The 23,536-nt window shown below is 60.5% G+C and carries 24 protein-coding genes and 1 pseudogene; 14 read left to right on the top strand and 11 right to left on the bottom strand.

The window, feature by feature from the left end; translation table 11 throughout:
• Positions 1-59: 59 nt before the first annotated feature.
• Together ACXRVY_RS04440 and ACXRVY_RS04435 are read right to left on the bottom strand one after the other, a co-directional pair.
• On the bottom strand, positions 60-1,139 hold the full coding sequence (locus ACXRVY_RS04440; RefSeq protein WP_223460972.1) for an endonuclease/exonuclease/phosphatase family protein: 1,080 nt from the start codon (positions 1,137-1,139) through the stop codon (positions 60-62).
• 66 nt (positions 1,140-1,205) lie between these two features.
• Positions 1,206-1,880: a YciC family protein gene (locus ACXRVY_RS04435; RefSeq protein ID WP_223460975.1), complete on the bottom strand. Its 675-nt coding sequence runs from the start codon at positions 1,878-1,880 to the stop codon at positions 1,206-1,208.
• Positions 1,881-2,059: 179 nt separating this feature from the next.
• On the opposite strand from ACXRVY_RS04435, the gene ACXRVY_RS04430 reads away from it, so the two are divergent.
• The 3 genes from ACXRVY_RS04430 to ACXRVY_RS04420 all read left to right on the top strand — a co-directional run bounded on the left by ACXRVY_RS04430 (position 2,060) and on the right by ACXRVY_RS04420 (position 4,080).
• Positions 2,060-2,842 carry a DUF2076 domain-containing protein gene (locus ACXRVY_RS04430; protein ID WP_223460977.1) on the top strand — a complete coding sequence of 261 codons (783 nt, stop codon included), beginning with the start codon at positions 2,060-2,062 and terminating at the stop codon, positions 2,840-2,842.
• Positions 2,843-2,966: 124 nt separating this feature from the next.
• Positions 2,967-3,446, top strand: a complete 480-nt coding sequence (locus ACXRVY_RS04425; protein ID WP_007990686.1) for a LabA-like NYN domain-containing protein — start codon at positions 2,967-2,969, stop codon at positions 3,444-3,446.
• A 22-nt stretch (positions 3,447-3,468) separates the two neighbouring features.
• Positions 3,469-4,080 carry a 3'-5' exonuclease gene (locus tag ACXRVY_RS04420; protein ID WP_223460980.1) on the top strand — a complete coding sequence of 204 codons (612 nt, stop codon included), beginning with the start codon at positions 3,469-3,471 and terminating at the stop codon, positions 4,078-4,080.
• Between the two features lie 127 nt (positions 4,081-4,207).
• Here ACXRVY_RS04420 and ACXRVY_RS04415 read toward each other — a convergent pair whose 3' ends face one another.
• Positions 4,208-4,660: an Lrp/AsnC family transcriptional regulator gene (locus tag ACXRVY_RS04415; RefSeq protein ID WP_223460983.1), complete on the bottom strand. Its 453-nt coding sequence runs from the start codon at positions 4,658-4,660 to the stop codon at positions 4,208-4,210.
• Positions 4,661-4,824: 164 nt separating this feature from the next.
• Between ACXRVY_RS04415 and yedA the strand changes: the two genes are divergently transcribed.
• Together yedA and ACXRVY_RS04405 are read left to right on the top strand one after the other, a co-directional pair.
• Positions 4,825-5,757: a drug/metabolite exporter YedA gene (yedA, locus tag ACXRVY_RS04410; RefSeq protein ID WP_223460984.1), complete on the top strand. Its 933-nt coding sequence runs from the start codon at positions 4,825-4,827 to the stop codon at positions 5,755-5,757.
• A 78-nt stretch (positions 5,758-5,835) separates the two neighbouring features.
• Positions 5,836-7,176 carry a DEAD/DEAH box helicase gene (locus tag ACXRVY_RS04405; protein WP_223460986.1) on the top strand — a complete coding sequence of 447 codons (1,341 nt, stop codon included), beginning with the start codon at positions 5,836-5,838 and terminating at the stop codon, positions 7,174-7,176.
• 117 nt (positions 7,177-7,293) lie between these two features.
• Here ACXRVY_RS04405 and ACXRVY_RS04400 read toward each other — a convergent pair whose 3' ends face one another.
• Positions 7,294-8,535 carry a TIGR03862 family flavoprotein gene (locus ACXRVY_RS04400; RefSeq protein WP_458237059.1) on the bottom strand — a complete coding sequence of 414 codons (1,242 nt, stop codon included), beginning with the start codon at positions 8,533-8,535 and terminating at the stop codon, positions 7,294-7,296.
• Between the two features lie 281 nt (positions 8,536-8,816).
• Positions 8,817-9,737: a histone deacetylase family protein gene (locus ACXRVY_RS04395; protein ID WP_223460990.1), complete on the bottom strand. Its 921-nt coding sequence runs from the start codon at positions 9,735-9,737 to the stop codon at positions 8,817-8,819.
• Positions 9,738-9,816: 79 nt separating this feature from the next.
• On the opposite strand from ACXRVY_RS04395, the gene ACXRVY_RS04390 reads away from it, so the two are divergent.
• The 3 genes from ACXRVY_RS04390 to ACXRVY_RS04380 all read left to right on the top strand — a co-directional run bounded on the left by ACXRVY_RS04390 (position 9,817) and on the right by ACXRVY_RS04380 (position 11,950).
• A complete protein-coding gene (locus tag ACXRVY_RS04390; protein WP_223460992.1) occupies positions 9,817-10,386 on the top strand; it encodes a GNAT family N-acetyltransferase in 570 nt (189 codons plus the stop codon).
• 104 nt (positions 10,387-10,490) lie between these two features.
• Positions 10,491-11,360 carry an acyl-CoA thioesterase II gene (tesB, locus tag ACXRVY_RS04385; RefSeq protein ID WP_458237058.1) on the top strand — a complete coding sequence of 290 codons (870 nt, stop codon included), beginning with the start codon at positions 10,491-10,493 and terminating at the stop codon, positions 11,358-11,360.
• Complete coding sequence (locus ACXRVY_RS04380; RefSeq protein ID WP_223460996.1) at positions 11,357-11,950, top strand: HAD family hydrolase; 594 nt, start codon at positions 11,357-11,359, stop codon at positions 11,948-11,950. Before tesB ends, ACXRVY_RS04380 begins: the two co-directional genes overlap by 4 nt.
• 143 nt (positions 11,951-12,093) lie before the next feature.
• Here the strand turns inward: ACXRVY_RS04380 and ACXRVY_RS04375 are convergent, their stop codons facing one another.
• Both ACXRVY_RS04375 and ypfJ read right to left on the bottom strand, forming a co-directional pair.
• Positions 12,094-13,053 carry an alpha/beta fold hydrolase gene (locus tag ACXRVY_RS04375; RefSeq protein WP_223460998.1) on the bottom strand — a complete coding sequence of 320 codons (960 nt, stop codon included), beginning with the start codon at positions 13,051-13,053 and terminating at the stop codon, positions 12,094-12,096.
• Positions 13,054-13,947: a KPN_02809 family neutral zinc metallopeptidase gene (gene ypfJ / locus ACXRVY_RS04370; RefSeq protein ID WP_223461000.1), complete on the bottom strand. Its 894-nt coding sequence runs from the start codon at positions 13,945-13,947 to the stop codon at positions 13,054-13,056. It lies immediately after the preceding gene.
• 166 nt (positions 13,948-14,113) lie between these two features.
• On the opposite strand from ypfJ, the gene ACXRVY_RS04365 reads away from it, so the two are divergent.
• Positions 14,114-14,890: an IclR family transcriptional regulator gene (locus ACXRVY_RS04365; RefSeq protein ID WP_223461002.1), complete on the top strand. Its 777-nt coding sequence runs from the start codon at positions 14,114-14,116 to the stop codon at positions 14,888-14,890.
• A gap of 123 nt (positions 14,891-15,013) precedes the next feature.
• Positions 15,014-15,898 carry a DMT family transporter gene (locus ACXRVY_RS04360; RefSeq protein WP_223461004.1) on the top strand — a complete coding sequence of 295 codons (885 nt, stop codon included), beginning with the start codon at positions 15,014-15,016 and terminating at the stop codon, positions 15,896-15,898.
• Positions 15,899-15,950: 52 nt separating this feature from the next.
• Here ACXRVY_RS04360 and ACXRVY_RS04355 read toward each other — a convergent pair whose 3' ends face one another.
• Complete coding sequence (locus ACXRVY_RS04355; protein ID WP_223461006.1) at positions 15,951-17,288, bottom strand: MFS transporter; 1,338 nt, start codon at positions 17,286-17,288, stop codon at positions 15,951-15,953.
• 268 nt (positions 17,289-17,556) lie between these two features.
• Here ACXRVY_RS04355 and quiC point away from each other — a divergent pair, with 268 nt between their 5' ends.
• Positions 17,557-19,458, top strand: a complete 1,902-nt coding sequence (gene quiC / locus ACXRVY_RS04350; RefSeq protein ID WP_223461008.1) for a 3-dehydroshikimate dehydratase QuiC — start codon at positions 17,557-17,559, stop codon at positions 19,456-19,458.
• 102 nt (positions 19,459-19,560) lie between these two features.
• Positions 19,561-20,238 carry a TetR/AcrR family transcriptional regulator gene (locus ACXRVY_RS04345; RefSeq protein ID WP_223461011.1) on the top strand — a complete coding sequence of 226 codons (678 nt, stop codon included), beginning with the start codon at positions 19,561-19,563 and terminating at the stop codon, positions 20,236-20,238.
• A gap of 36 nt (positions 20,239-20,274) precedes the next feature.
• Here the strand turns inward: ACXRVY_RS04345 and ACXRVY_RS04340 are convergent, their stop codons facing one another.
• The 3 genes from ACXRVY_RS04340 to ACXRVY_RS04330 form a co-directional block, all read right to left on the bottom strand.
• Complete coding sequence (locus tag ACXRVY_RS04340) at positions 20,275-21,129, bottom strand: shikimate dehydrogenase (RefSeq protein ID WP_223461013.1); 855 nt, start codon at positions 21,127-21,129, stop codon at positions 20,275-20,277.
• 5 nt (positions 21,130-21,134) lie between these two features.
• Complete coding sequence (gene aroQ, locus ACXRVY_RS04335) at positions 21,135-21,575, bottom strand: type II 3-dehydroquinate dehydratase (RefSeq protein ID WP_223461015.1); 441 nt, start codon at positions 21,573-21,575, stop codon at positions 21,135-21,137.
• A 140-nt stretch (positions 21,576-21,715) separates the two neighbouring features.
• Complete coding sequence (locus ACXRVY_RS04330; protein WP_223461017.1) at positions 21,716-22,627, bottom strand: LysR family transcriptional regulator; 912 nt, start codon at positions 22,625-22,627, stop codon at positions 21,716-21,718.
• A gap of 228 nt (positions 22,628-22,855) precedes the next feature.
• On the opposite strand from ACXRVY_RS04330, the gene ACXRVY_RS04325 reads away from it, so the two are divergent.
• Entirely contained in the window at positions 22,856-23,284 is a 429-nt protein-coding gene (locus ACXRVY_RS04325; protein ID WP_223461019.1) for a DUF4160 domain-containing protein, read from the top strand.
• A pseudogene (locus ACXRVY_RS04320) lies at positions 23,281-23,536 on the top strand (hypothetical protein); the annotation flags it as partial. The gene ACXRVY_RS04325 and the pseudogene ACXRVY_RS04320, both read left to right, overlap by 4 nt.

Below are 23,536 nucleotides of genomic sequence, written 5' to 3'. Positions count from 1 at the left end.
GGACCGCTATCGCGAGCAAGCTCGCTCCCACAGGTTATGTGTCTGGCTGGAGTGAGGTGTCAGGGCGCAGCCGGCAACAGGAACCGCGCAATCACCGGCAGGTGATCGGAGATGCGCAACGTATCGTCCTGCCGCACCATGGCCTCGACCCGTTTGATCCGCGGGCTGTAGAACAGGTAGTCGACGGTCCGGTCCGGGCCGTTTAGCCCGGGGTCGTTCGGGTAATGGGTCAACCAGCGCTCGCGGTCGATACCACTGGCTTCGTTGTTGGTCGGGATCATCGGATACTTGTCCCACAGGATGTGCAACGGGCTGTCGGCGGAGTAGGGCGTGCGTTGCGCATCGGACAGGCGTCGATACTGGCCTAGCGGCAACAGGTTGAAATCCCCGCCGATCAGCCACGGCGTGCCACGGCTTTCGAATTTATCGAGAGTCCTGGCCACGGCGGTCACCTGGTTTTGCAAGGTATTGTCGGCTTGGGTCGTACGGTCCAGATGGGTATTGAGCACCGCTATTTGCCCGCCATCGCTCAACGGCAAGTAGCTCACCAGCAAGGCGTTCCTTGGTTTGAATTGGCGGCTGACCGGATTGCCCGAGGTGATGGGCAGTTGCAGCCGTTCGGCATGTTCGATCTGGTAACGGCTCAGGGTTGCCAGTTGCCGGCCGACACTGCCGAAGATGTGCGGGTTCGGCACGAAGTCGGCTTTCCAGTCGAAGGCGCTGGTGCCACAGGGATACAAGTCGGCGAGCCGCTCCTGCAGCAGTTTGAACTGGTGCTGGTAATCGCTGGCCTTGGCGCCGTCGTCCAGCTCCTGCAACAGCACGATGTCCGGCTGTTCGTCGCGAATCACCCGCGCCACTTCGTCGAGGCTGAAAGCCATGTCTTCCGCTGTGGGGCGTTCGTCGGTACCGGCGGCCAGGTCATTCCAGAATACGTAGCGCTTGCCGGCCAGGTACTGGACGTTCCAGGTCATCACCTTCAACGCCTGCCCGGGGACCAGGGTGGGAACCTGGGCACTGCAACTGACGGGCAACACTTCTTTGGCGTCGGGGCGCCAGGTCAGGCTGTAGATCATCACGGCGATCAGACCGATCACGATCAGCAGGCCCGGCAGGGTGTAGCGCAGTAGACGGGTCATGGCTCGGCTTATTAGCGTTACAGGAATGTTCCCGAGCATACCCGAGAGCGATGGTCGCGCCCAAGGTCAGAGCGAGCTGTCATTTCTCTCAGGTAGCGGGTTGATCAGCATGAACAACCGGAACAGCACCACGCTGGTAAACAGCTGCAGGAAACTTTGGGCGCTGTCGATCAACAGCGAGATCACCGGGTTTTGCGGTTCTGGATACGCCGCCAGGGTGGCCCCCTTGAGCAGCCACAACGGCCCCATCACACACAGAATGCACAGCAGGATGCGCAGGAAGTGACCGCTGGTCAGGCGCAGGCTTTCCTTCATGGCCGCCAGCGGTGCCAGGCCGCGCAACACCAGCAGGTATTCGCCAAACGCCAGGGTCACCATCAGGTAGATGCCCGGCAGGAAATACAGCGACAGGCCCAGCAGAATCAGTACTGTATTGAGCGCCGTCAGCAGGGCGAAGCGTGGCCACAGGCTTGCCGCCATCGCCAGCAGGTCGCGGTTGCGCGGCGACTCGCCCCGGCTGCGGGCGTCGAGAAACAGAATCAGCGCGGCGGTGTACAGCGGGTACACCAGCAGGCCGACGATCACGCTGATGCCGGGGAAACTGTCCGGCTCCGTGGAGTGGTCGACCACTTGTTGCAGCAGCGCCTCAAGCATCACCAGCGGCAGGCACAGCTGCACGATCTGGCCCAGATTGCGCTTGAAGAAATACAGCGAGTCACGCAGGACATCTAACGGATTCATCAGTGGGTATCGCAGGTTGGAAGCAGTGGCTCACTTTAACCGATGAAGTGCTCGGGGACGCAAACGTAAACGTTCGGTAAAGGTTATTGAAACATCTTGTTTCAGCCTCCATTAAGGTCGAGCACCTTATCCTCAGTGGAAAAGGGCAACGATTTCCCCCGGCAATCTACGAGGTCGCCATGAACAGCGAAGAACAAACCCTGATCGATGGACTGTTTTCCCGGCTGCAACAGGCCGAAACGGACTCAGCCCCGCGCGACGCCCAGGCCGAGGCGCGGATCAAGGAACACCTGACGCGCCAGCCGGCGGCAGGTTATTTCATGACCCAGGCGATTCTGGTGCAAGAGGCGGCGATCAAGAGCCTCGACGAGCAGAACCAGCAACTGACCCGGCAAGTCCAGCAGTTGCAGGCCGAACTGCAACAGGCCAAGGCTCAGGCAACCCCGGCTCCGGCACCGAATAGCGGTGGCTTTTTGTCGAGTATCTTTGGCGGCAGCTCTCGTGATCCTCAGCCCGCGCCAACCCAGAGTGCACCGCCGTCGAGCGGTGGCTGGCGTGAGCCGGGACGCTCGTCGTTCGGTTCGCAATCGCCACAGCAGAACTTCGGCGCGCCGCCGCAAAACTTTCCACAGCAAGGCTATGCGCCGCAACAGCAGGCACCGGCAGCGGCCGGCAGCGGTTTCCTCGGTGGAGCGCTGAAAACCGCGGCCGGCGTGGCGGGTGGCGTGATGCTGGCACAAGGCATCAGCAGCCTGTTCCATCACAATCAGCAACCGGAAGTCGTCGAAGTCATCAAGGAAGAGCCGGCCCAGGTCAACGACCAGGGCAACAATGGCTGGGGCGATGACCAGCGCATGGCCGGTAACGATTCCTGGAGCAACGATCAGGGCGGGCTCAGCGACGCCGACTACAGCGATGACAACTCATCGTTCTTCGGCGGCGACGACGATTCCTTCGTCTGACACATCAGTGGCAAGGGAGCTTGCTCCCTTGCCACATAGCCGATTATTCGCGGAACAATCCTTTGGGCTGGCATACTGGGCGACTTTTCGGGCCTGGTGCCTGATTCAGCCTTGAGGAAAGCCGGTGAAAAAAATCGCAGTGTTCGCCGATGTCCAGAACCTCTACTACACCGTGCGTCAGGCTTATGGTTGCCACTTCAACTATGCCGCACTGTGGGCTGACATCAGCAAACAGGGCGAGATCGTCGAAGCCTACGCCTACGCTATCGACCGTGGCGACAGCAAACAGCAGCAGTTCCAGCAGATCCTGCGCAACCTCGGCTTCACCGTAAAGCTCAAGCCGTACATCCAGCGTAGCGATGGTTCGGCCAAGGGCGACTGGGACGTGGGCATCACCCTCGACATCATGGATGCCGCCGACCATGTCGACGAAATCGTCCTGGCCTCCGGCGATGGTGATTTTGACATGCTGCTGGAGCGCATCATCAGCAAACACGGGGTACAGGCGGTGGCCTACGGCGTGCCGGGCCTGACGGCGAACTCGCTGATCCGCGCCGCCAGCCGTTACGTGCCGATCGAAGGCGCGTTGCTGCTCAAGAATTGATTTTTACGGAGTTGAACCAGGTTTGGAACGCATCGCAGTCATCGACTTTGAAACCACCGGGATCTCCCCGAGCAGCAGCTGCCGGGCCACGGAAATCGCCGTGGTGATCCTTGAACAGGGGCGCATCGTCGAGCGTTACCAAAGCCTGATGAACGCCGGCGTGCGCGTCCCGGCCTTCATCGAGCAACTCACCGGCATCAGCAACGCCATGCTGCGCACCGCGCCGTCGGCGGAGCAGGTGATGAACGAAGTGAATGAATTCGTCGGTACCACGCCACTGCTAGCGCACAACGCCGCGTTTGACCAGAAGTTCTGGGACTTCGAGCTGGGGCGGATCAAACGCACCCGCTTGCAGAACTTTGCCTGCTCGCTGCTACTGGCCCGCCGGCTGATGCCCGCCGCGCCGAACCACAAGCTTGGCACCCTCACCGCGTTCGCTAACCTGCCCCACACTGGCAAGGCCCACCGTGCCATGGCCGATGCCGAGATGGCGGCCAACCTGACGGCGCATCTGGCTGACGAACTGCGGCAGAAGCATGGCTTGCGCGAGCTGTCCCATGACTTGCTGTGCAAGTTGCAGAAGGTCCCGGCGGCGAAGGTGAACGAACACCTCAAGCGCTATCGCGGATTCTGAATACACCGCAAATCCCTGTAGGAGCGAGCCTGCACGCGATGGCGGAGYGTCAGTCAACATGGCTGTGAACTCTAAACCGCAATCGCGAGCAGGCTCGCTCCTACAGGGGGGCTGCTGTGTCCTTGGGTTACTTGCCATTCCCTTCGATATGCCCCAACGGCACCCGCTTCTCGATGGCGCTGGACAACACAATCGAGGTCTTGCTGAACCCGAACGTGGCAATCCGGTTGATCAGTTCTTCCAGTTCCGGCATCGAGCCCACCGCTGCTTGCATGATCACGCACGGGTCGCCGGTCACCCGATGGCATTCAGTCAGTTGCGGGATTTTGATCAGGTCGTCGTAGGCTTTCTGGTTGCCGTGCTGGTTCAGGCGCAGTTCGATCACGCACTGGATCGGCAGGCCGAGCTTGGCCATGTCGACCTTCGCCTGATAACCGGTGATCACGCCGCTGGCTTCAAGCTTGGCCACGCGCTCGGCCACGGCCGGGGCGGACAGGTTGACCTTGCGCGCCAGCTCCGCGTAGGACGCGCGACCGTTTTCCAGCAGGGCGCTGAGCAGCATGCGGTCGTATTTGTCCATGGAGCGGCTCCTGAAAATGACTGACTTTCGAAAACATGGTTTATCGCAAAAAACTCCGTGTTTTGAAAAGTGTACCGGTGCGATAAACAGGTTTTGTAACTTATTTTCCGTCGTTGGCCTTTCTAGAATAGCCGTTCACTTGTCTTGCCTGCGAGCTGCTCCCCATGCCTGGCCTCCGTCGTTTTCCCTTACCGTTGATCGCTGCCTTTTTCGCGTTGTACGTGATTTGGGGCTCGACCTACCTGGTGATCCGCATCGGCGTGGAGTATTGGCCGCCGCTGCTGCTCGCCGGGATCCGCTTTGTCATTGCCGGGACCTTGATGTACGCCTTCCTGCGCTGGCGCGGGGCACCGGCGCCGACTTGGGTGCAATGGAAAGCCGCCGGGATGATCGGCGTCTTGCTGCTGGCGTGCGGTAACGGTGCGGTCAGTGTGGCCGAGCATACGGGCGTGGCTTCCGGGGTGGCGGCTTTGGCAGTGGCGACGGTGCCGCTGTTTACCTTGCTGTGTGGATATTTCTGGGGCGCACGTAATACCCGTCTCGAATGGGCCGGGATTGTCCTCGGCTTGATCGGCATCGCCATGCTCAACCTCGGTTCCAACCTGCAGTCGAGCCCGCTGGGCGCGGCCCTGCTGATTTTCGCGGCGGCGACCTGGGCCTTCGGCTCGGTGTGGAGCAAGCACTTGCCGCTGCCTCAGGGCGCAATGGCCAGTGCCGTGGAAATGCTGGTGGGCGGCGTGGTGCTGCTGATTGCCAGCGCAGTCAGTGGTGAACACCTGGAAAAGGTGCCGCCGATCGAAGGCTGGGCCGCGCTGGCCTACCTGACCGTGTTCGGTTCGATCATCGCTTTCAACGCCTACATGTACCTGTTGAAGCACGTGCGTCCGGCTGCGGCCACCAGTTATGCCTACGTCAACCCGGCGGTGGCGGTGTTGCTGGGGATCGTGTTTGTCGGCGAAACCATCGGTATCGAAGAAGCCCTGGCGATGGCGGTAATCATCAGCGCCGTAGTATTGATTGGCCTGCCGCAGTGGCGTCGCACGCCAGCGCGGCCAGTGGTGGCGACGGCAGTACCGACAGAATCCCGTGTGAATTAGGGTAAACTGCGCGCCATTGCATCTTGTTTTGCACACTTGTTTTGAACAACCCGCGCTGAATTTTCCTACGGTACTCCCATGACTTTCGCCACCCTTGGCCTGATCGAACCCTTGCTGCGCTCCCTCGAGAAGCTCGGCTACCAGACTCCGACGCCGGTTCAGGCGCAAGCCATTCCGGCGGTGCTGGCCGGTCGCGACCTGATGGCCGCGGCCCAGACCGGCACCGGCAAGACCGCCGGTTTCGCCTTGCCGCTGTTGCAACTGCTGGCCATGGAAGGGCCGAAAGTCACCGCCAACTCGGTGCGCGCGCTGATCCTGGTACCGACCCGCGAGCTGGCTGAACAGGTTCACGAAGCCGTGCGCCAGTACGCCGAAAACCTGCCGCTGCGTACTTACGCGGTGTACGGCGGCGTCAGCATCAACCCGCAAATGATGAAGCTGCGCAGCGGCGTCGACCTGTTGGTGGCGACCCCGGGCCGCTTGCTCGACCTGTTCCGCCAGAACGCGCTGAAGTTCAACCAGCTGCAAACCCTGGTGCTGGACGAAGCCGATCGCATGCTCGACCTGGGCTTTTCCGAAGAGCTGGCGAACATTTACCGCGCGCTGCCGAAGAAACGTCAGACGCTGCTGTTCTCCGCGACCTTCTCCGATGACATCCGCCTGCTCGCCGGGCAAATGCTCAACGACCCGCTGAGCATCGAGGTCAGCCCGCGCAACGTTGCGGCCAATACGGTCAAGCAATGGATCGTGACGGTGGACAAGAAGCGCAAGCCGGAGCTGTTCGTGCACCTGATGCGCAAGGGCAAGTGGAAGCAGGTGCTGGTGTTCGCCAAGACCCGCAACGGCGTGGACGCGCTGGTGGAGAAACTTCAGGGCCTGGGCATCAATGCCGACGGCATCCACGGCGACAAACCCCAGGCGACCCGTCAGCGCGCACTGGACCGGTTCAAGGCGAGTGAAGTGCAGATTCTGGTCGCCACCGACGTAGCCGCCCGTGGTCTGGATATCGAAGACTTGCCGTTGGTAGTGAATTTCGACTTGCCGATCGTCGCCGAAGACTACATCCACCGCATCGGTCGTACCGGCCGCGCGGGTTCGACCGGCGAGGCGATTTCCCTGGTGTGTGCCGATGAAGTGAATCTGCTGTCGGCCATTGAGATGTTGACTCGCCAGACCTTGAAGCGGCAGAACGAGCCGGACTTCGAACCTGAACACCGCGTGCCGGATACCGATGCCAGTGGTCAGGTGATCAAGAAGCCGAAAAAACCGAAGAAGCCCAAGGCGTCCGGTGGTGGCGGTGGTAAACGCAATCTGGGTCGGTGGGTTGATAGCGGAGAGGTTGCGCCGGCAGAGCCTTCGATCAAACCTGTGCGCAAGGTGCCGGTGTTCAATACCGGGCCGCGTAAGCGCAAGCCTTGATTACACTCTGCGTCTGTTAGGCCGCCATCGCGAGCAAGCTCGCTCCCACAGGGGGATTTGTGAACAACGCAGACCCCTGTAGGAGCGAGCCTGCTCGCGATGGAGGCGCCTCGGTCTTCAGCCCTTGCGTTGCAACCACTCAACCATTCCAAGTCCGGCCGCTCGCCCACTGGCGAAACACGCGGTCAGCAGATAGCCGCCCGTCGGCGCCTCCCAATCGAGCATTTCCCCGGCGCAAAACACACCCGGCATTTGCTTGAGCATCAATCGCTCATCCATCGCCTCGAACACCACACCGCCCGCGCTGCTGATGGCCTCGTCCAGTGGACGGGTTTTCACCAGGGTCAATGGCAATGCCTTGATCGCGTTGGCCAGCAAGGCCATGTCGGCAAAGCAGTCGGCGCTGGTCAGTTCACGCAATAGCGCCGCTTTTACCCCATCGATACCCAACTGACTGTGCAGGTGCTTGGCCATGGAGCGCGATCCCCGGGGTTTGCTCAACGCCGCCGCAACTTTATCCACAGGCCGGCCCGGCAACAGGTCCAGATGAAGGGTTGCCGAGCCGTGCTGGTTGATCGCCTCGCGGATCGGTGCCGACAGGGCGTAGATCAAACTGCCCTCGATCCCGGTGGCGGTAATCACACATTCGCCGAGCCGTGGCACGTCGTCGTTAAGGCCGATGGCGATGTTTTTCAGCGGCGCGCCGGCGAATTTGCTGACCATCAAGTCGCTCCAGGCCTGCACCTCGAAGCCGCAATTACTTGGCTGCAACGGCGCCAGTCCTACGCCCTGTTGCTCCAGTGGCAGCATCCACGCGCCGTCCGAGCCCAGCCGCGACCAACTGCCGCCACCGAGGGCGAGCAGGGTGGCATCGGCTTGCACGGTTTTTTCGCCTTCCGGGCTGTCGATGCGCAATCCGCCACGCTCGTCCCAGCCGAGCCAGCGGTGGCGGGTGTGGATAACTACGCCGCTGTCGCGCAGGCGCTTGAGCCAGGCGCGCAGCAGCGGCGCGGCCTTCATGTCGGTGGGAAATACCCGGCCGGAACTGCCGACGAAAGTTTCGATGCCCAGGTCATGAATCCACTGACACAGCGCATCGGCACCGAAGCCGCGCAGCAGCGGGGCGATCTGCGGGGCGCGTTCGGCGTAGCGCGAGAGAAACGCCGGGTAGGCTTCGGAGTGGGTGATGTTCATGCCGCCGACGCCGGCCAGGAGGAATTTTCGTCCCACCGAAGGCATGCCGTCGTACAGGTCGACCTTGATCCCGGCCTGGCTCAACACTTCGGCCGCCATCAGACCGGCGGGGCCACCGCCGATGATGGCGACGTGAGGGGGGRGGGCTGGCGAGGATTGGGTCATGGGGTGCGCTGCGGTCTGGCGGGATAAGCCGGGCATTCTACCAGCCCCGTCCCCTGTGGGAGCGAGCTTGCTCGCGATGGCGGCGGTACATTCAGCATCTGTGGGCCTGACAGGCCGCTATCGCGAGCAGGCTCACTCCTACAGGGTTTAGAGGTGTCTTTGAAAGGGTGGTTAAAAAACGACCATCTCTCTGTAGCCTATAAGCCGTGTGGCCTGTAGTCCCTTTCACTCAGGTTATCCACAGGCAGCTCCACAGGCATTGTGGGTAAAGCATCCACAACTCAGTGACAACCTGATGACTGCCAGACGCGCTGCGCGCTGTGATGGAGGATGCCGTGACGGCGGGCCAGGGCCTGGCGGTCCTTGCTGTAGCCGCCGCCGATTACCCCGACCAGCGGAATGTCGCGGCCCAGGCAATGGCGCATCACGCTTTCATCGCGGGCGCCGACGCCTTCGTCTGTCAGCTTCAGATAACCCAGGGCGTCGTCCTTATGCACATCGACTCCGGCGTCATACAGCACCAGATCCGGCTGGTAGAGCGGCAGCAGGTAGTTGAGTGCATCGTCCACGACCTTCAGGTAATCGGCATCGCCCATGCCCTTGGGCAGCGCAATGTCCCAATCACTTTCAGCCTTGCGCGCAGGAAAATTCTTTTCGCAGTGCAGGGAAACGGTCACCGCTTCCGGGGTGTTGTGCAGGATCCGTGCAGTCCCGTCGCCCTGATGCACGTCGCAATCGAAGATCAGCACCCGATTCACCCGGCCACTTTCCAGCAGGTAATGGCTGATCACCGCCAGGTCATTGAAGATGCAGAATCCAGCCGGGTAGTCGTAGTGCGCATGGTGGGTGCCGCCGGCCAGGTGACAGGCCAGGCCATGCTCCAGCGCCTGCTCGGCCGCCAGCAACGAGCCACCAACCGCCCGCACCGTGCGCCGGGCCAGGGCTTCGCTCCAGGGCAGGCCGAGGCGGCGCTGGTCTTCGCGGGACAACTCGCCACTCATGTAGCGTTCGATATACGAAGGGTCATGGGCGAGGGCGAGAATCTCTGCGGGGCACAGATCCGGGCGCAGCAAATCAGCGTCACTTGTCAGGCCGCTGTCCACCAGGTGATCGCGCAACAGGCGGAACTTGTCCATGGGAAAGCGGTGATCCGCCGGAAACTCGGGGCTGTAGTCTTCGTGATAAATCAGCGGGAGCGGCATGATGATTTCATTCAGGAATGAGAGACGGATCCTACCAGCGTTGTAGACTTGCGACATTGAAATGGGGGGGCGGGGCACGATGGAGCCAATACTGGAGCTTGAAAGCGCTCGACTGCTGTTGCGCCAGTGGCGCGATGAAGATTTAGCGGACTTTGCGGCGATGTGTGCCGATCCGCAGGTGATGCGCTATTTCCCGGCAACCTTGAGCCGGCTGGAAAGCGCATCATTGATCGGGCGAATCCGTGGTCATTTCGCCGAGCACGGTTATGGTCTTTGGGCCTTGCAGCGAAAGGACTCTGGCCAGTTCATCGGGTTTACCGGGCTGAGCGTGGTCGGATTCGACGCGCCTTTCACCCCCGCCACGGAAATCGGTTGGCGCCTGGCCCGCGAGCACTGGGGCCTCGGTTATGCCAGTGAAGCGGCCTGGACCGCTCTGCGCTGCGGGTTCGACCGCTTGCCGCTGAAAGAGGTTGTGGCCTTCACGACGCAAACCAATCTGCCGTCAGAGAAAGTCATGCAGGCCATCGGCATGCACCATGATCCGGCGTATGACTTCGATCACCCGCGACTCGAGGCCGATCATCCGTTGCGTCGGCATGTGCTGTATCGCATCAGCCGCGAACAATGGCTGCAAACCTTGCATGGATAACCTGACACGGACGTTTACAATGGCCCTCATGGGCCCGGTCCAGAAACTGAACCGACCGTTGCAGCCAAGGCTGCGCGGCAATGTTTTGCGTGAGGAGCATCTGAATGAGCCAAGTGTTGGATGATCTGGTCGACCTGCTGACCCTGGAACCGATCGAAGAAAACCTGTTCCGCGGCCGCAGCCAGGACCTGGGTTTTCGTCAGTTGTTCGGTGGTCAGGTGCTCGGCCAGTCGCTGTCGGCGGCCAGTCAGACGGTTGAAGAGGCGCGCCATGTGCATTCGATGCACGGCTATTTCCTGCGTCCGGGCGATGCCGGGCTGCCGGTGGTGTATCAGGTTGACCGGGTGCGTGACGGTGGCAGTTTCAGCACGCGCCGGGTGACGGCGATCCAGAAAGGCCACCCGATCTTCACGTGCAGTGCGTCGTTCCAGTACGACGAGGAAGGCTTTCAGCACCAGAGCGAAATGCCGGTCGTGGTCGGTCCGGAAAATCTGCCATCGGAGCTGGAGATCACCCAGCAACGCGCGCATCTGATCCCCGAGAAAATGCGCGAAAAGCTGTTGTGCCCCAAGCCGATCGAATTCCGCCCGGTGACCGAGAAAGATCCCTATAACCCGCTGCCGTCCGACCCGGTCAAGTACGTCTGGTTTCGCGCCGACGGGGCTTTGGCCGATTCGCCGGCGCTGCATAAGTATTTGCTCGCCTACGCATCGGACTTTGGCTTGTTGACCACCTCGATGCAGCCCCACGGCAAGTCGGTGTGGCACAAGGACATGCAGGTCGCCAGCCTCGATCACGCACTATGGTTCCATCAGGATCYGCGTGCCGATGACTGGTTGCTCTACGCGATGGACAGCCCGTGGGCCGGCAACTCGCGTGGGTTCTCCCGTGGCAGCGTATACAACCGCGCCGGGCAACTGGTGGCCTCGGTCACTCAGGAAGGCTTGATCCGTCATCGCAAGGACTGGGCATGAGCCTGGCCGACTTGCGTCACTGGGTGTTCGACATGGACGGCACCCTGACGGTCGCCGTGCACGACTTCGCGGCCATTCGCGTGGCGTTGGCGATCCCTGCCGAACACGACATCCTGACCCACCTCGCCGCGCTGCCGGCCGATGAAGCCGCAGCCAAACATGCGTGGCTGCTGGAGCATGAGCGGGACCTGGCCCTCGGTTCGCAACCGGCACCGGGCGCAGTGGAGTTGGTGCGCGAGCTGGCCGGGCGCGGTTATCGCCTGGGCATTCTCACGCGCAATGCCCGGGAGTTGGCGCATGTCACGCTGGAGGCCATTGGCCTGGCCGACTGCTTTGCACTGGAGGATGTGTTGGGCCGCGATGATGCTCCGCCCAAACCGCATCCGGGCGGGCTGCTGAAACTGGCCGATGCGTGGAAGGTGCCGGCGAGCGAGATGGTGATGGTCGGTGATTACCGCTTCGATCTCGATTGCGGGCGAGCGGCGGGTGCACGCACGGTGCTGGTGAATCTGCCGGATAATCCATGGCCGGAATTGACCGACTGGCATGCGGCGGATTGTGTGGAGTTGCGGCAGATGCTGTTGGCTTGAAGAGTTTGTCGCCTGCTAAATCGCCATCGCGAGCAAGCTCGCTCCCACATGTGATCTCTGGTGTTCACAAATGATGTGTTCACCGCAAAATCCTTGTGGGAGCGAGCTTGCTCGCGATGGCGTCAGATCAGGCAGTACATAACCTACTGACCAAACAAAGCCTTCTGCCCCTGCGGCGAGATAAACATCCCATCCCCGTCATGCCCGACTCCTGGCACTTCAACCAGTTGCTGCTTCAACCCTTGCGGTTGCAGCCGCTTCAGATAATCAAAGTAAAAACGCCCGCGCGCCAATCGATACGGCCCTTGCGCCCTGGCCTCACAGCTCTTGTCCAGCGCCGGATGATTCGGGTCGGTGTCCTGCTGGCCCAGTAGATAAACGATGTCACGCTTGAGGTACTTTTCCTGCAGTTGTGCGGGAGTTTGTCCTTCGGCGTAAGCGGGCAAATCCGTCAACCCATATTTCCAGCGATTGAACTGCGGGCACCCCGCGTGGCTGAACGCCACGGGCCGGCGCTCATCGAAATAAGCGTAGGAGGACGGATTGGCGATCACGTAGCGCACCTGCACGCCAGCCGCATCGAGGCCGGACTGCGCGTGACCGAGCAATGCATAGCGCTGAACCACCTGCGCGCCGCCGGAGTGCCCGGCGATGACGATTTGCTTCACCTCCGGAAACTGCTGGCGGTCACCCAGGCGGGCGATGATTTCGTCGAGCGCGGCGTAGGAACTCAGCCGAAACGGCGCCGTGGACTCTCCGCCGGCCATCCACTCATTGTCTTGCCAACGCAAAACCGTGTCGGCCACCGGATGGACCGCAACGTCGGTTTCATTGAGAAACTGCGGGGCGATCACCAGTGTCATCGCGCTCTGTCCGGCGAGTTCGGCGGCGTGTTCGCCGCTTTGCAGATAGGTTTGCGCATTGCGCGARCGCCCGTGGATGAGGATCAGCACCCGTTCGATCTTTGCCGGGGCGGGGCTGATGCCCACCGCTATTTCACCTGATTTCAACAGCAGGCGCCCGGGGCTGAGTTCCTTGACGCCATGTTCCGCAGCCTGGGCACTTGCGCTAACGATCAGTACAGCCAGCAACCAATTCTTCATTTACAGATTTTTCGTCGCAAAGGTATCGCACTGGCTTACCTGGCCTTGGGCGAAACCGGTTTTGAACCAGCGCACCCGTTGCGCCGACGTACCGTGGGTGAACGAGTCCGGGACCACGCGGCCCTGACCCTGTTGCTGCAAACGATCGTCGCCGATGGCATTCGCTGCGTTCAATGCTTCTTCAATGTCGCCCGGCTCCAGCCAGTTCAGGCGCTTCTGCGCATTGTTGGCCCAGACGCCGGCCAGGCAGTCGGCTTGCAGTTCCTGACGAACCAGCAACCCGCCGTCGCCTTCCATCTGCCGGCCTTGTTGGCGTGCGGCCTGAATTTTCGCGGAAACCCCGAGCAATGTTTGCACATGGTGTCCGACTTCGTGAGCGATCACGTAGGCCTGGGCGAAGTCGCCCGCGGCGGAAAAGCGTTGGGACATTTCCTGGAAGAACGCCATGTCCAGGTAGACTTTCTGGTCGGCCGGGCAATAGAACGGGCCGGTCGCCGAGGTGGCCAGGCCGCAGGCCGAATTCACGCGGTTGCTGAACAGCACCAGGGTCGGGTCCTTATATTGGCGGCCGGCCTGCTGGAATATCGCACCCCAGGTGTCCTCGGTGTCGCCGAGGATTGAACGCACAAATTCCGCGCCTTCATCATTGGCCGGTGGCGCCTTGCGAGTCTGGTGGGTGGCGGGCGCCGATTGCTGCTCCATTTGCCCGGTCAGTTGGCCGAGGATTTGCAGCGGGTCCTGGCCGGTAATCCAGCCAATGCCGACGATCAGGAGGATCGCCGTCAGGCTCAGGCCTTTGCCACCGCCAAAACGCACGCTACTGCCACCGCTGGCAACATCATCGTCACGGGCGTCGACTACGTTGTCGCTGCGTCGGCCTTTTTTCCATAGCATGTGGGAATCCTCTTCTGTTCCGGGTAAAGCTCCGTGCGATGAGTGTTGCTGCCAAGTGGGAGCAGCGCCAGTCCGGTTGTCTGACTGCCGGTTGGGCGACTGGTTCCGAATTTTGCTTCGTGGGGCTTCTCTTCTAGAATCAGCCAAATTTTGTTTGGGGCCTACCATGGCTGGCAGTCAGATCGAACGTGTCTTCAGCGTGCTGGAAAGCCTGACCGGTGAACCGCAGGGTTTGCCGATGCAGACGTTGGCCGAGCAACTGGAAATCCCTAAAAGCGCGACTCATCGGTTGCTCGCCGAACTGATTCGCCTGGGTTACGTGCGGCAGAATCCGGACAACTTGCGCTATCACCTGTCGACCAAACTGGTGGCCATGGGCTTTCGATACCTGTCCGGCAGCGGTGCGGATATCGTTCAGCCGGTGCTCGATCGACTGGCCGGGGAAACCGGTGAATTGGTGCGTCTGGGGGTGATCCAGGGTGAGCGACCCGTCTGGATCGCCAAGTCCCAAGGCGCCCGCTCGGGTCTGCGCTACGACCCGGACATGGGCCGCGATGCACCTTTGTTCTACACGGCTTCCGGGCATGCGTGGCTGGCGTGCATGAGCGATGCCGAGGCGCTGTCGCTGGTCGAGCGGCAAGGGGCCGAATTGCCTCGGGACATCGGGCCTAATGCACCGCGTTCGAATATTGAACTGCTGGAGCGCTTGCGTCTGGCGCGGGAGCAAGGCTACGCCTGGGTCGAGGAAAGTTCGGCGGTGGGCACCTCGGCGATTGCCGCCGTGGTCCGTCATCCACTGGATGGGCGGGTTATCGGCGTGCTCAGTATTGCCGGGCCAAGCGCGCGAATGCCCGGTGCGCGCTTGCATGAGTTGGCGTCGACCTTGTTGAAGTATGCCGAAGAGCTTTCGCTGGCGAGCCAGGCGTCAGAGTTGTTCTATTGAGCGTGATGTCTGCTTGAATAGAGCGTGCGGTATTCGCACACTTTCTTGAGTCATTGATGTCGTAAAGTGGAACCAGGTTCTAAATTATTCCGGTCTCGCCTCCACTCATAAAAGGACTTCGTCTTGACGTCGCCCAGTAGCACCCCGCTTTCCGGCGTCAATCAGCCCTTCAAAGGGATCCTGCTGATCGTTGTCGCGACCTTCCTGTTTTCCAGCCACGACGCCTTCTCCAAATATCTCTCGGGTTTTTATCCCATTGTCATGGTGGTCTGGGCGCGTTACGTGGTTCACACCTTGCTGATGGCCGGGATTTTCCTGCCGCAATCCGGGCTGCGAGTGCTGCGTACCAAACGGCCATTGCTTCAGCTGATCCGGGCGCTGTGCCTGCTGGGTACCAGTCTGTTGTTCACCACAGGCTTGATGTACATCCCGCTGGCCGAGGCTACATCGGTCAACTTCCTCGCTCCGGTGCTGGTCACCGCGTTGTCGGTGCCGCTGCTTAAGGAACGAGTGACACGAGGGCAATGGCTGGCGGTGATATTCGGTTTTAGCGGGGTGCTGATCATCGTTCACCCCGGCGGTGATCTGTTTACCCCGGCGGTGTTGCTGCCGTTCTGCTCGGCACTGTTTTTCTGCTTCTATCAATTGCTGACACGCAAGCTCAGCGAGATCGACAGCCCGACCACCAGCAACTTCTTTGCAGGCTTGTGCAACACGCTGGTGATGAGTGCGCTGGTGCCGTTCTTCTGGCAGACGCCGAACCTGATGCATGGCGCGATGATGCTGGCGCTGGGGGCCTGCGGGATGACGGCACACCTGTTCCTGACCCAGGCTTTCCGCCTCGCGGCACCGGCACTGCTGGCACCGTTCAGCTATTGCCAGATCATCTTCGCCGGCCTGCTGGGCTGGCTGCTGTTTTCCCATACGCCGACACTGACCACCGTGCTCGGCATTGCCGTTATCTGCTGCAGCGGGTTGGCAGCAGCGTGGCAGCAAAGCCGCCGCTAAAAAAACTGTGGGAGCGAGCAGGCTCGCTCCCACAGGGGCATGGCGCCGAACGTTAGTCGGTAACGGTCGGAATCTTGCGCGGTGCCATGAAGTACATCCAGGTCAGCGCAATGAAGTACATCGCCGGAATCATGGTGAACAGCACGGTGTAGTTGTTGTTGGTGACGGTCAGGATATGGCCGACCAACTGGGTCATGAACATCCCGCCAATCGCCGCACACATGCCGCCGAAGCCGAACACCGTACTCATCATGTGCTTGGGCGTGTAGTCCATCACCAGGCTCCAGATGTTTGCAGTCCAGGCCTGGTGTGCGCCGATGGCCAGGGAGATGGCGAACACCGCGACCCACAGGTTGCTGGAGCCGGCCGCCATGATCACGCCGATGATGCAGCAGGCGAACAGGAACATGGACATCAGTCGCGCCTTGATCGGGTTGACTCCGCGACCGATCAGGAATGAGGAGAGGATGCCGCCGCCAACGCTACCGAAGTCGGCAGTGAGGTAGATGATGATCAGCGGAATGCCCATCTGGGTGACGTTGATGCCCAGGTTGTATTGCTGATTGAGGAACGGCGGCAGCCAGTACAGGTAGAACCAGAACACCGGCGCGGTCATCGAATAGGCGAGGGCGAAGGCCCAGGTGCCACGCATGCGCAGGATTTTCGAGAAGGGTACGCGGGTTTGTTCCGGCTCGACTTCGTTCTGGATGTAGTCCAGCTCCGACTGTTTGACGCTCGGGTGATCTTCCGGGTTGAAGTACTTCAGGCCCCAGAACAGCAGCCAGATCCCGCCCAGTGCCGACATGCACAGGAACGCGGCTTGCCAGCCCCAGACGTGCAGGATCAGTGGCAGCAGCATCGGCGTGAACATCGCGCCGACGTTGGTGCCAGCGTTAAAGATACCGGTGGCCACGGCGCGCTCGCCGGCCGGGAACCACAGGCGCGTGGTTTTCACGCAAGCCGGGTAGTTCGCAGCTTCAGTCAGGCCGAGGATGAAGCGACAAACCATGAAGCCGACCGCCGAAGTGGCCAGACCGTGGGCGCCGGTCGCCAGGCTCCAGAGCAGAACGGCGCAGAAGAACACGCGCTTGACACCGACCCGGTCGATCAACCGGCCCTGCAGAACGAACCCGATGGCGTAACCCACCTGGAACCAGAAGTTGATGTTGGCGTAATCCATCGCCGTCCAGCTCATTTCCTTGGCCAGGATGGGCTGCATCACGCCCAGGGCGGCGCGGTCGATGTAGTTCAGGGTGGTGGCGAAAAACACCAGCGCCAGCATGCCCCAACGGGTTTTGCCGACCGCCATGGCGCCGCGGATTTTGTCGCCGATGCCACCGGCAGTGGTGTTCATGGCCGCAGCCATGCGAGAGCTTTGGGAAGGAATCATGTGTGCCACCCGTTTTTTGAATTTGTTATTTGGTGTTTTGGACATCGCGGCCGGTGCTGCGTGTCCGGACTTAATGTGAGGGCGATGTTGGGCAGTGGACAAAAAATCGTCAATTCGCCAACCACCATTGTGTTCGATAATCGAACACAAAACTAACTGGGTAGTACACTTTAAATTGCCCAATGGACAACCCGGCTCAATAATCCGCTCACTCTTTTAAAAGCGGCGCAAATTCCCTGTAGCCGAAGCCTCCACCGGGAGCCGAAATATGCAGCGTTCCATTGCCACCGTATCCTTGAGCGGTACCCTGCCGGAAAAACTCGAAGCCGTTGCCGCCGCCGGGTTCGACGGCGTCGAGATTTTCGAGAACGATCTTCTCTACTACGACGGTAGCCCACGGGAAATTAAACAGATGTGCGCCGATCTCGGGATCGCCATCACCCTGTTTCAACCGTTCCGTGATTTCGAAGGCTGTCGGCGTGATCGATTGTCGCGCAATCTGGAACGCGCCGAGCGCAAGTTCGACCTGATGCAGGAACTGGGCACTGATCTGGTGCTGGTGTGCAGCAACGCCTCGGCCGAGTCCATCGGTGATGAACAAATTCTGGTCGACGATTTGCGGCTGCTGGCTGAACACGCCGGGGCACGCGGCCTGCGCATCGGTTATGAAGCGCTGGCCTGGGGCCGGCATGTGAACACATATCAACAGGTGTGGAACATCGTGCGGCAGGCCGATCACCCCAGCCTTGGCGTGTTGCTGGACAGCTTTCACACCTTGTCGCTCAAGGGCGATCCAAGTGCTATCGCCGAGATTCCCGGCGACAAGATCTTCTTCGTGCAAATGGCTGACGCGCCGATCCTGGCCATGGACGTGCTGGAGTGGAGCCGGCATTTTCGCTGCTTCCCGGGCCAGGGTGAATTCGACCTGCCGGGGTTCCTCGCACCGATCATCAAGAGCGGGTACACCGGGCCATTGTCGCTGGAAATCTTCAACGATGGTTTCCGCGCCGCGCCGCCACGGGCCAATGCCGCCGACGGCTTGCGCTCGTTGTTGTACCTGGAAGAGAAAACACGCGCGCGTCTGGCGCAGGAAGCCAAGCCTGCGGCCAACCCCGGGATTCTGTTCGAAACGCCCAAGGCCAGCGAGTACAACGGCATCGAGTTTCTGGAGTTTGCCGTGGACGAAAGCCTCGGCGCCAAGCTTTCCCTTTGGCTGGAGCGACTAGGTTTCGTCAAGGCCGGTCAGCATCGTTCCAAGAGCGTCAGCCTGCTGCGCCAGGGCGATATCAACCTGATCCTGAACTCGGAGCCTTACTCCTTCGGCCACAGCTTTTTCGAAGCCCACGGCCCGTCATTGTGTGCCACCGCCGTGCGGGTCAAGGACAGCGCCAGCGCATTGGCCCGAGCCGTGGCCTACAAGGGCCAGCCCTATCGCGGGTTGGTCGGCCCCAACGAATTGGAACTAGCGGCCGTGCGTGCGCCGGATGGTAGCCTGATCTATCTGGTGGATCAGCACGCCGATGTTTATGGCACCGACTTCAATCTGTACCCGCAAGCGCTGGTCAGCGGTGGCCTCAAACGCATCGACCACATGGCCATGGCGCTGCCGGCAGACAGCCTCGACAGCTGGGTACTGTTCTATAAGAGCCTGCTGGATTTCGAGGCGGACGATGAAGTCGTGTTGCCCGATCCTTATGGTCTGGTGAAGAGCCGTGCCCTGCGCAGCCGCGACAGTTCGATCCGCCTGCCACTGAACATTTCCGAAAACCGCAACACCGCGATCTCACACGCGCTGTCGAGTTATCGCGGCTCCGGTGTGCATCACATCGCGTTTGATTGTGATGACATCTTTGCCCAGGTCAGCCGTGCAAAAGAGGCGGGTGTGCCGCTGCTGGATATCCCGCTCAACTACTACGATGACCTGGCGGCGCGATTCGATTTCGACGACGAGTTCCTCAGCGAACTGGCCTACTACAACGTGTTGTACGACCGCGATGCCCAGGGCGGTGAACTGTTTCATGTGTACACCGAGCCGTTCGAGGGGCGATTCTTCTTTGAGATCATCCAGCGTAAAAACGGTTATGCCGGCTACGGCGCGGCCAACGTCGCGGTGCGGCTGGCGGCCATGGCCAAATCCCGTAGCGGCGCATTGCGCCAGGCGAAGTTGTAGGAAATTCGTAAACGCGGGATTAAACGTGGGCCGCGCGRCTTCCTTCACTGTGTTGCGCGGCCCATAATCGCCAGCCTGTGCAGTGATGGCCGTGAGCCCGCAATGACAATGACCTCAGAACTCCCCGCAGCCTCCGTAGAGCCGGGTGCAGAGCCGCGCAAGAGTCGCAAGAACAACCCGGAAAAGACCCGCGAAAACATCCTGCAGGAGGCGATTGTCGAATTCGTCCAGCAGGGGCTTTCCGGTGCTCGCGTCGATGCGATCGCCGAGCGCATCCACACCTCAAAGCGCATGATCTATTACTACTTCGGCAGTAAGGAACAGCTCTACGTCGAAGTGCTGGAGAAGCTTTACGGCGATATCCGCAACACCGAAAGCCGCCTGCACCTGACCGAACTGGCTCCGGTGGAAGCGATTCGGCGGATGGTTGAATTCACCTTCGATCACCATGATCGCAACGTCGATTTCGTGCGCATCGTCAGTATCGAAAACATCCACAACGCCGAGTATGTGAAGCGTTCCGAGGCGATCAGGGCGATGAACAACACCGTACTCGATTCCCTCGATGTGATTCTGCGTCGTGGCGTTGAAGAGGGTGTCTTCCGCGCCGGACTCGTCCCGCTGGACGTGCATCTGCTGATCAGTTCGTTCTGCTTCTATCGCGTTTCGAACCGCCATACCGTGGGTGAGATTTTCCAGATCGACTTGCCGGACGAACGCGTCAAGCAGCGTCATCGGGAGATGATTTGCGAGTCGGTGTTGCGCTACCTGCAAGCCTGATGCGGGGTGAGGGGATTGCCCCCTCACTTCACTCATTCAGCCATTCATGCTCTGGAAATGCTCAAGCATCCGCTGGGCATCAGGCACCACGCCGCTGAACAACTCGAACGCCTTCACCGCCTGAAACACCGCCATGTTGCCGCCGTCCAGCGTCCGGCAACCGATGGCGCGGGCGTTGCGCAGCAGTTCGGTTTCCAGCGGGAAGTAAACGATCTCCGCCACCCACAATTCGGCCCGCAGCAACGCGACCGACACCGGCATGCCCGGCAGTTTTTTCATGCCCATCGGCGTGGTGTTCACCAGGCCGTCAGCCCGGGTCATGGCGCTCGGCAGGTCATACCCAGCCACCGCCCGCCCGACGCCGAAATGCTGATTGAGGTTGTCAGCCAGATCCTGGGCGCGACGGATGTCCACATCGAAAATGCTCAGCTGTTGTACGCCTTCATTCAATAACGCGTGGGCCACCGCAGCACCTGCGCCGCCAGCGCCCATCTGTACGACACGTTCAACGGCAACGCCCTTCAATCCCCGGCGAAAACCCTCGGCAAAGCCCAGGCAGTCGGTGTTGTGGCCGATGCGTTTGCCATCCTTGAACACCACCGTGTTGACCGCACCGATACCGCGGGCTTCCGGCGAAAGTTCGTCGAGCAACGGGATGATTGCCTGCTTGCAGGGAAAGGTGATGTTCAATCCGGTGAAGTTCATGCGCTCGGCAGCCATCAGCAGGTCGGGTAGAGCGTTGCTGTCGAGTTTCAACGAATCGAGGTCAATCAAGCGATAGAGGTAACGCATTCCCTGGGAATCGCCTTCATGCTCGTGTAAGGCTGGTGTGCGGGAAGCCTGGATGCCGGCGCCGATCAGCCCGGCCAGTATCACGTTGTTCTGAGTCACGGCGATCACCCCTTCAAACGATGGCTGAAGTGTTCCAGCGCCAGGCGATAGCCGTGGCCGCCAAAACCGGCCAGCACGGCGGTGGCAATGGCGGATACGAACGAGTGGTGGCGAAACGGCTCGCGGGCGTGGACGTTGGACAGGTGGACTTCGATCACCGGCAGTTCGCTGGCGACGAGGGCGTCGCGGATGGCGACCGAGGTGTGGGTCCACGCGGCAGGATTGATGACGATCCCGGCGCAGCGACCACGGGCGGCGTGAATCCAGTCGAGCAATTCGCCTTCATGGTTGGTCTGGCGAAACTCCACTGCCAGACCGAACTCTTCAGCGGCGCGTGCGCACAGGGCCGAAATGTCCGCCAGGGTTTCGTGGCCGTAGGTCGCCGGTTCACGGGTGCCGAGCAGGTTCAGGTTCGGGCCGTTGAGCACCAGAACGATAGGGGACATCGGAATCTCTCCACTTATTATTTTTGGAATCGGCCGAGGTTTTCGGCCTGTGGAGATAAATTGTACTAACTAGTTAATTTGGTCAATTGAAGTGAAGGCACGCTGGCTGGTTGTGGGCGGTGATCGGACACTTTCGGTGTTCAGCGCGGCAAATGCTCCACCAGAAAATCAATGAACGCCCTCAGGCGCAGCGGCACATGACGACTTTGCGGGTAAAGCAGCGTGAATGGCCGCGAGCGCCCGCCATAGGGCTTGAGTACTTCCACCAGCGAGCCGTCGGCCAGTTCCTTTTCCACGATAAAACGGTAGGTCTGAAACAACCCCGCCCCGTGTTTGGCCAGGGTCACACCGCCCAGTACATCGTCGGAACAACTGAGGTTGCCCTCGGCCAGAATCTCCCGGGGCACGCCTTCATCGTTGAACAACCAGGCAATGCGTCGGCCGCTGCTGGGCAATTCGTACTGAATGCATTCGTGGTTTTCGAGGTCGTCGAGGGTTTGCGGGGTGCCGGCCCGTTTCAGGTAATCAGGGCTGGCGATCAACACCAGGGCGGCGTCTTCCAGCTGTCGGGCGATCAGGCCGGAGTCCGGGATGGCTCGCACACGAATCGCCATGTCGTAGCCTTCGCCGACGAAATCGATGTTGCGATTACTGATGTGCGACTCGACCTTCACCGCCGGATAACGCGCCCGAAATTCGGGCAACAGCGGCAGGATTCGATGATGCGCGTAGGTGGTCGGAATACTGATGCGCAAAGTACCGGACGGCACTTGCTGCTGGCCCATCACCTCACGCTGGGCCTCGACCAGTTGCGCCAGGGCCTGGCGGCATTCCTCGTAATAGCGGCGACCACTGTCGGTCAGCTTCACGCTGCGGGTGGTGCGCGCAAACAGGCGCACACCCAGGCGCTCTTCCATACGCGACACCGAACGGCTCACGGCAGCGGGCGTGACGCCTGCCACCAGCGCCGCGGCAGTAAAACTGCCGGCCTCGGCGGCCAGGCAAAACAGCTCGATGCTGCCCAACTGAAGATCGTCGAATTGTCGCTGCATGATTGATTACACCAAGGATCAAATGAAGAAGCTGGACCAGTATTTATCAGGTGCCAGTGCCTTAAAGAAAGGATTTCTTACCAATTCGCGTGGTGTTGCGCAGGTTCGGGAATCGCCAGGACGCTAGCCTGAGGGCGGAAGAAATGATTTCACCGGTCAATACCGATGGTCAGAATTTTCCAGGGAGTATCGGATTCTCGGATCCATTAACCTAACGGATGGGTTAGCATGAAGGTATGCAATTACAAAGGACTGTCGGTAGTGATCATGTTGCGAGACGAGCATTGTCCGCCTCATGCGCATGTGGAGGCGGGTACGTGGAGTGCGAGATTCAGGTTCAGCTTTTGGCACAACGGTGTCGAGCTCTGGGATGTAGTTCCGCTTTCGCGTCGGCCACCGTTGGCGGTGCTTGAGGGATTGCGCCAATCGCTCCAGCAACCTGCCCATTTGCGGCGCGCCCGGGGCATCTGGTGGCGAAAATTGCAAACGGCCTGTCTTGATAATCAATTGTGGGACTGGCAAAGCAACGAAGTCGTTGTGGTGAAAAGGGTTGTCAGTACTACCAATATGATTGGATCGGCTTGGTACGAACCTGAATCGAACAAGACGTTGCTGTCCCTGATAGGCGCACAGGAAAGTGTGGAGATCGAGTTATGAAAACGATAAAAGCCAAGGTTCAGGCTGATAATCCCGTAACGGAAAGTCGCCTGGACAAAGCCATCGAACGTGGCGAGTTACGTAGAAAAAATAGCCTGCAAGCGACAGCGGTTACCTATCTGGCCCCCTGTCTGGCCGTCGGCTTCGAAGATGGCAGCGGCGTATTGTTGCCCGTGGCCAACTATCCGGAGTTCGATGATTTCGAGGTCGAGGACTACGCCAGTCTGACTGTCGGCTACGCGGGTACTGCCC

It is taken from the genome of Pseudomonas sp. P5_A2_2 (assembly GCF_054177685.1).
Note: the sequence above shows the minus strand (reverse complement) of the source record. Positions and strands in the feature narration are given on the sequence as shown.

Bases quoted from the DNA above. Each gene is read 5' to 3' on its own strand.
- yedA (WP_223460984.1), top strand. From the start codon at position 4,825: ATGCCTGGCCTCCGTCGTTTTCCCTTACCGTTGATCGCTGCCTTTTTC.
- ACXRVY_RS04345 (WP_223461011.1), top strand. From the start codon at position 19,561: ATGACAATGACCTCAGAACTCCCCGCAGCCTCCGTAGAGCCGGGTGCA.
- ACXRVY_RS04380 (WP_223460996.1), top strand. From the start codon at position 11,357: ATGAGCCTGGCCGACTTGCGTCACTGGGTGTTCGACATGGACGGCACC.
- quiC (WP_223461008.1), top strand. From the start codon at position 17,557: ATGCAGCGTTCCATTGCCACCGTATCCTTGAGCGGTACCCTGCCGGAA.
- ACXRVY_RS04405 (WP_223460986.1), top strand. From the start codon at position 5,836: ATGACTTTCGCCACCCTTGGCCTGATCGAACCCTTGCTGCGCTCCCTC.
- ACXRVY_RS04415 (WP_223460983.1), bottom strand. From the start codon at position 4,660: ATGGACAAATACGACCGCATGCTGCTCAGCGCCCTGCTGGAAAACGGT.
- ACXRVY_RS04430 (WP_223460977.1), top strand. From the start codon at position 2,060: ATGAACAGCGAAGAACAAACCCTGATCGATGGACTGTTTTCCCGGCTG.
- ACXRVY_RS04395 (WP_223460990.1), bottom strand. From the start codon at position 9,737: ATGCCGCTCCCGCTGATTTATCACGAAGACTACAGCCCCGAGTTTCCG.
- ACXRVY_RS04365 (WP_223461002.1), top strand. From the start codon at position 14,114: ATGGCTGGCAGTCAGATCGAACGTGTCTTCAGCGTGCTGGAAAGCCTG.
- ACXRVY_RS04355 (WP_223461006.1), bottom strand. From the start codon at position 17,288: ATGATTCCTTCCCAAAGCTCTCGCATGGCTGCGGCCATGAACACCACT.
- ypfJ (WP_223461000.1), bottom strand. From the start codon at position 13,947: ATGCTATGGAAAAAAGGCCGACGCAGCGACAACGTAGTCGACGCCCGT.
- ACXRVY_RS04330 (WP_223461017.1), bottom strand. From the start codon at position 22,627: ATGCAGCGACAATTCGACGATCTTCAGTTGGGCAGCATCGAGCTGTTT.
- ACXRVY_RS04435 (WP_223460975.1), bottom strand. From the start codon at position 1,880: ATGAATCCGTTAGATGTCCTGCGTGACTCGCTGTATTTCTTCAAGCGC.
- ACXRVY_RS04440 (WP_223460972.1), bottom strand. From the start codon at position 1,139: ATGACCCGTCTACTGCGCTACACCCTGCCGGGCCTGCTGATCGTGATC.
- ACXRVY_RS04390 (WP_223460992.1), top strand. From the start codon at position 9,817: ATGGAGCCAATACTGGAGCTTGAAAGCGCTCGACTGCTGTTGCGCCAG.
- ACXRVY_RS04325 (WP_223461019.1), top strand. From the start codon at position 22,856: ATGAAGGTATGCAATTACAAAGGACTGTCGGTAGTGATCATGTTGCGA.
- aroQ (WP_223461015.1), bottom strand. From the start codon at position 21,575: ATGTCCCCTATCGTTCTGGTGCTCAACGGCCCGAACCTGAACCTGCTC.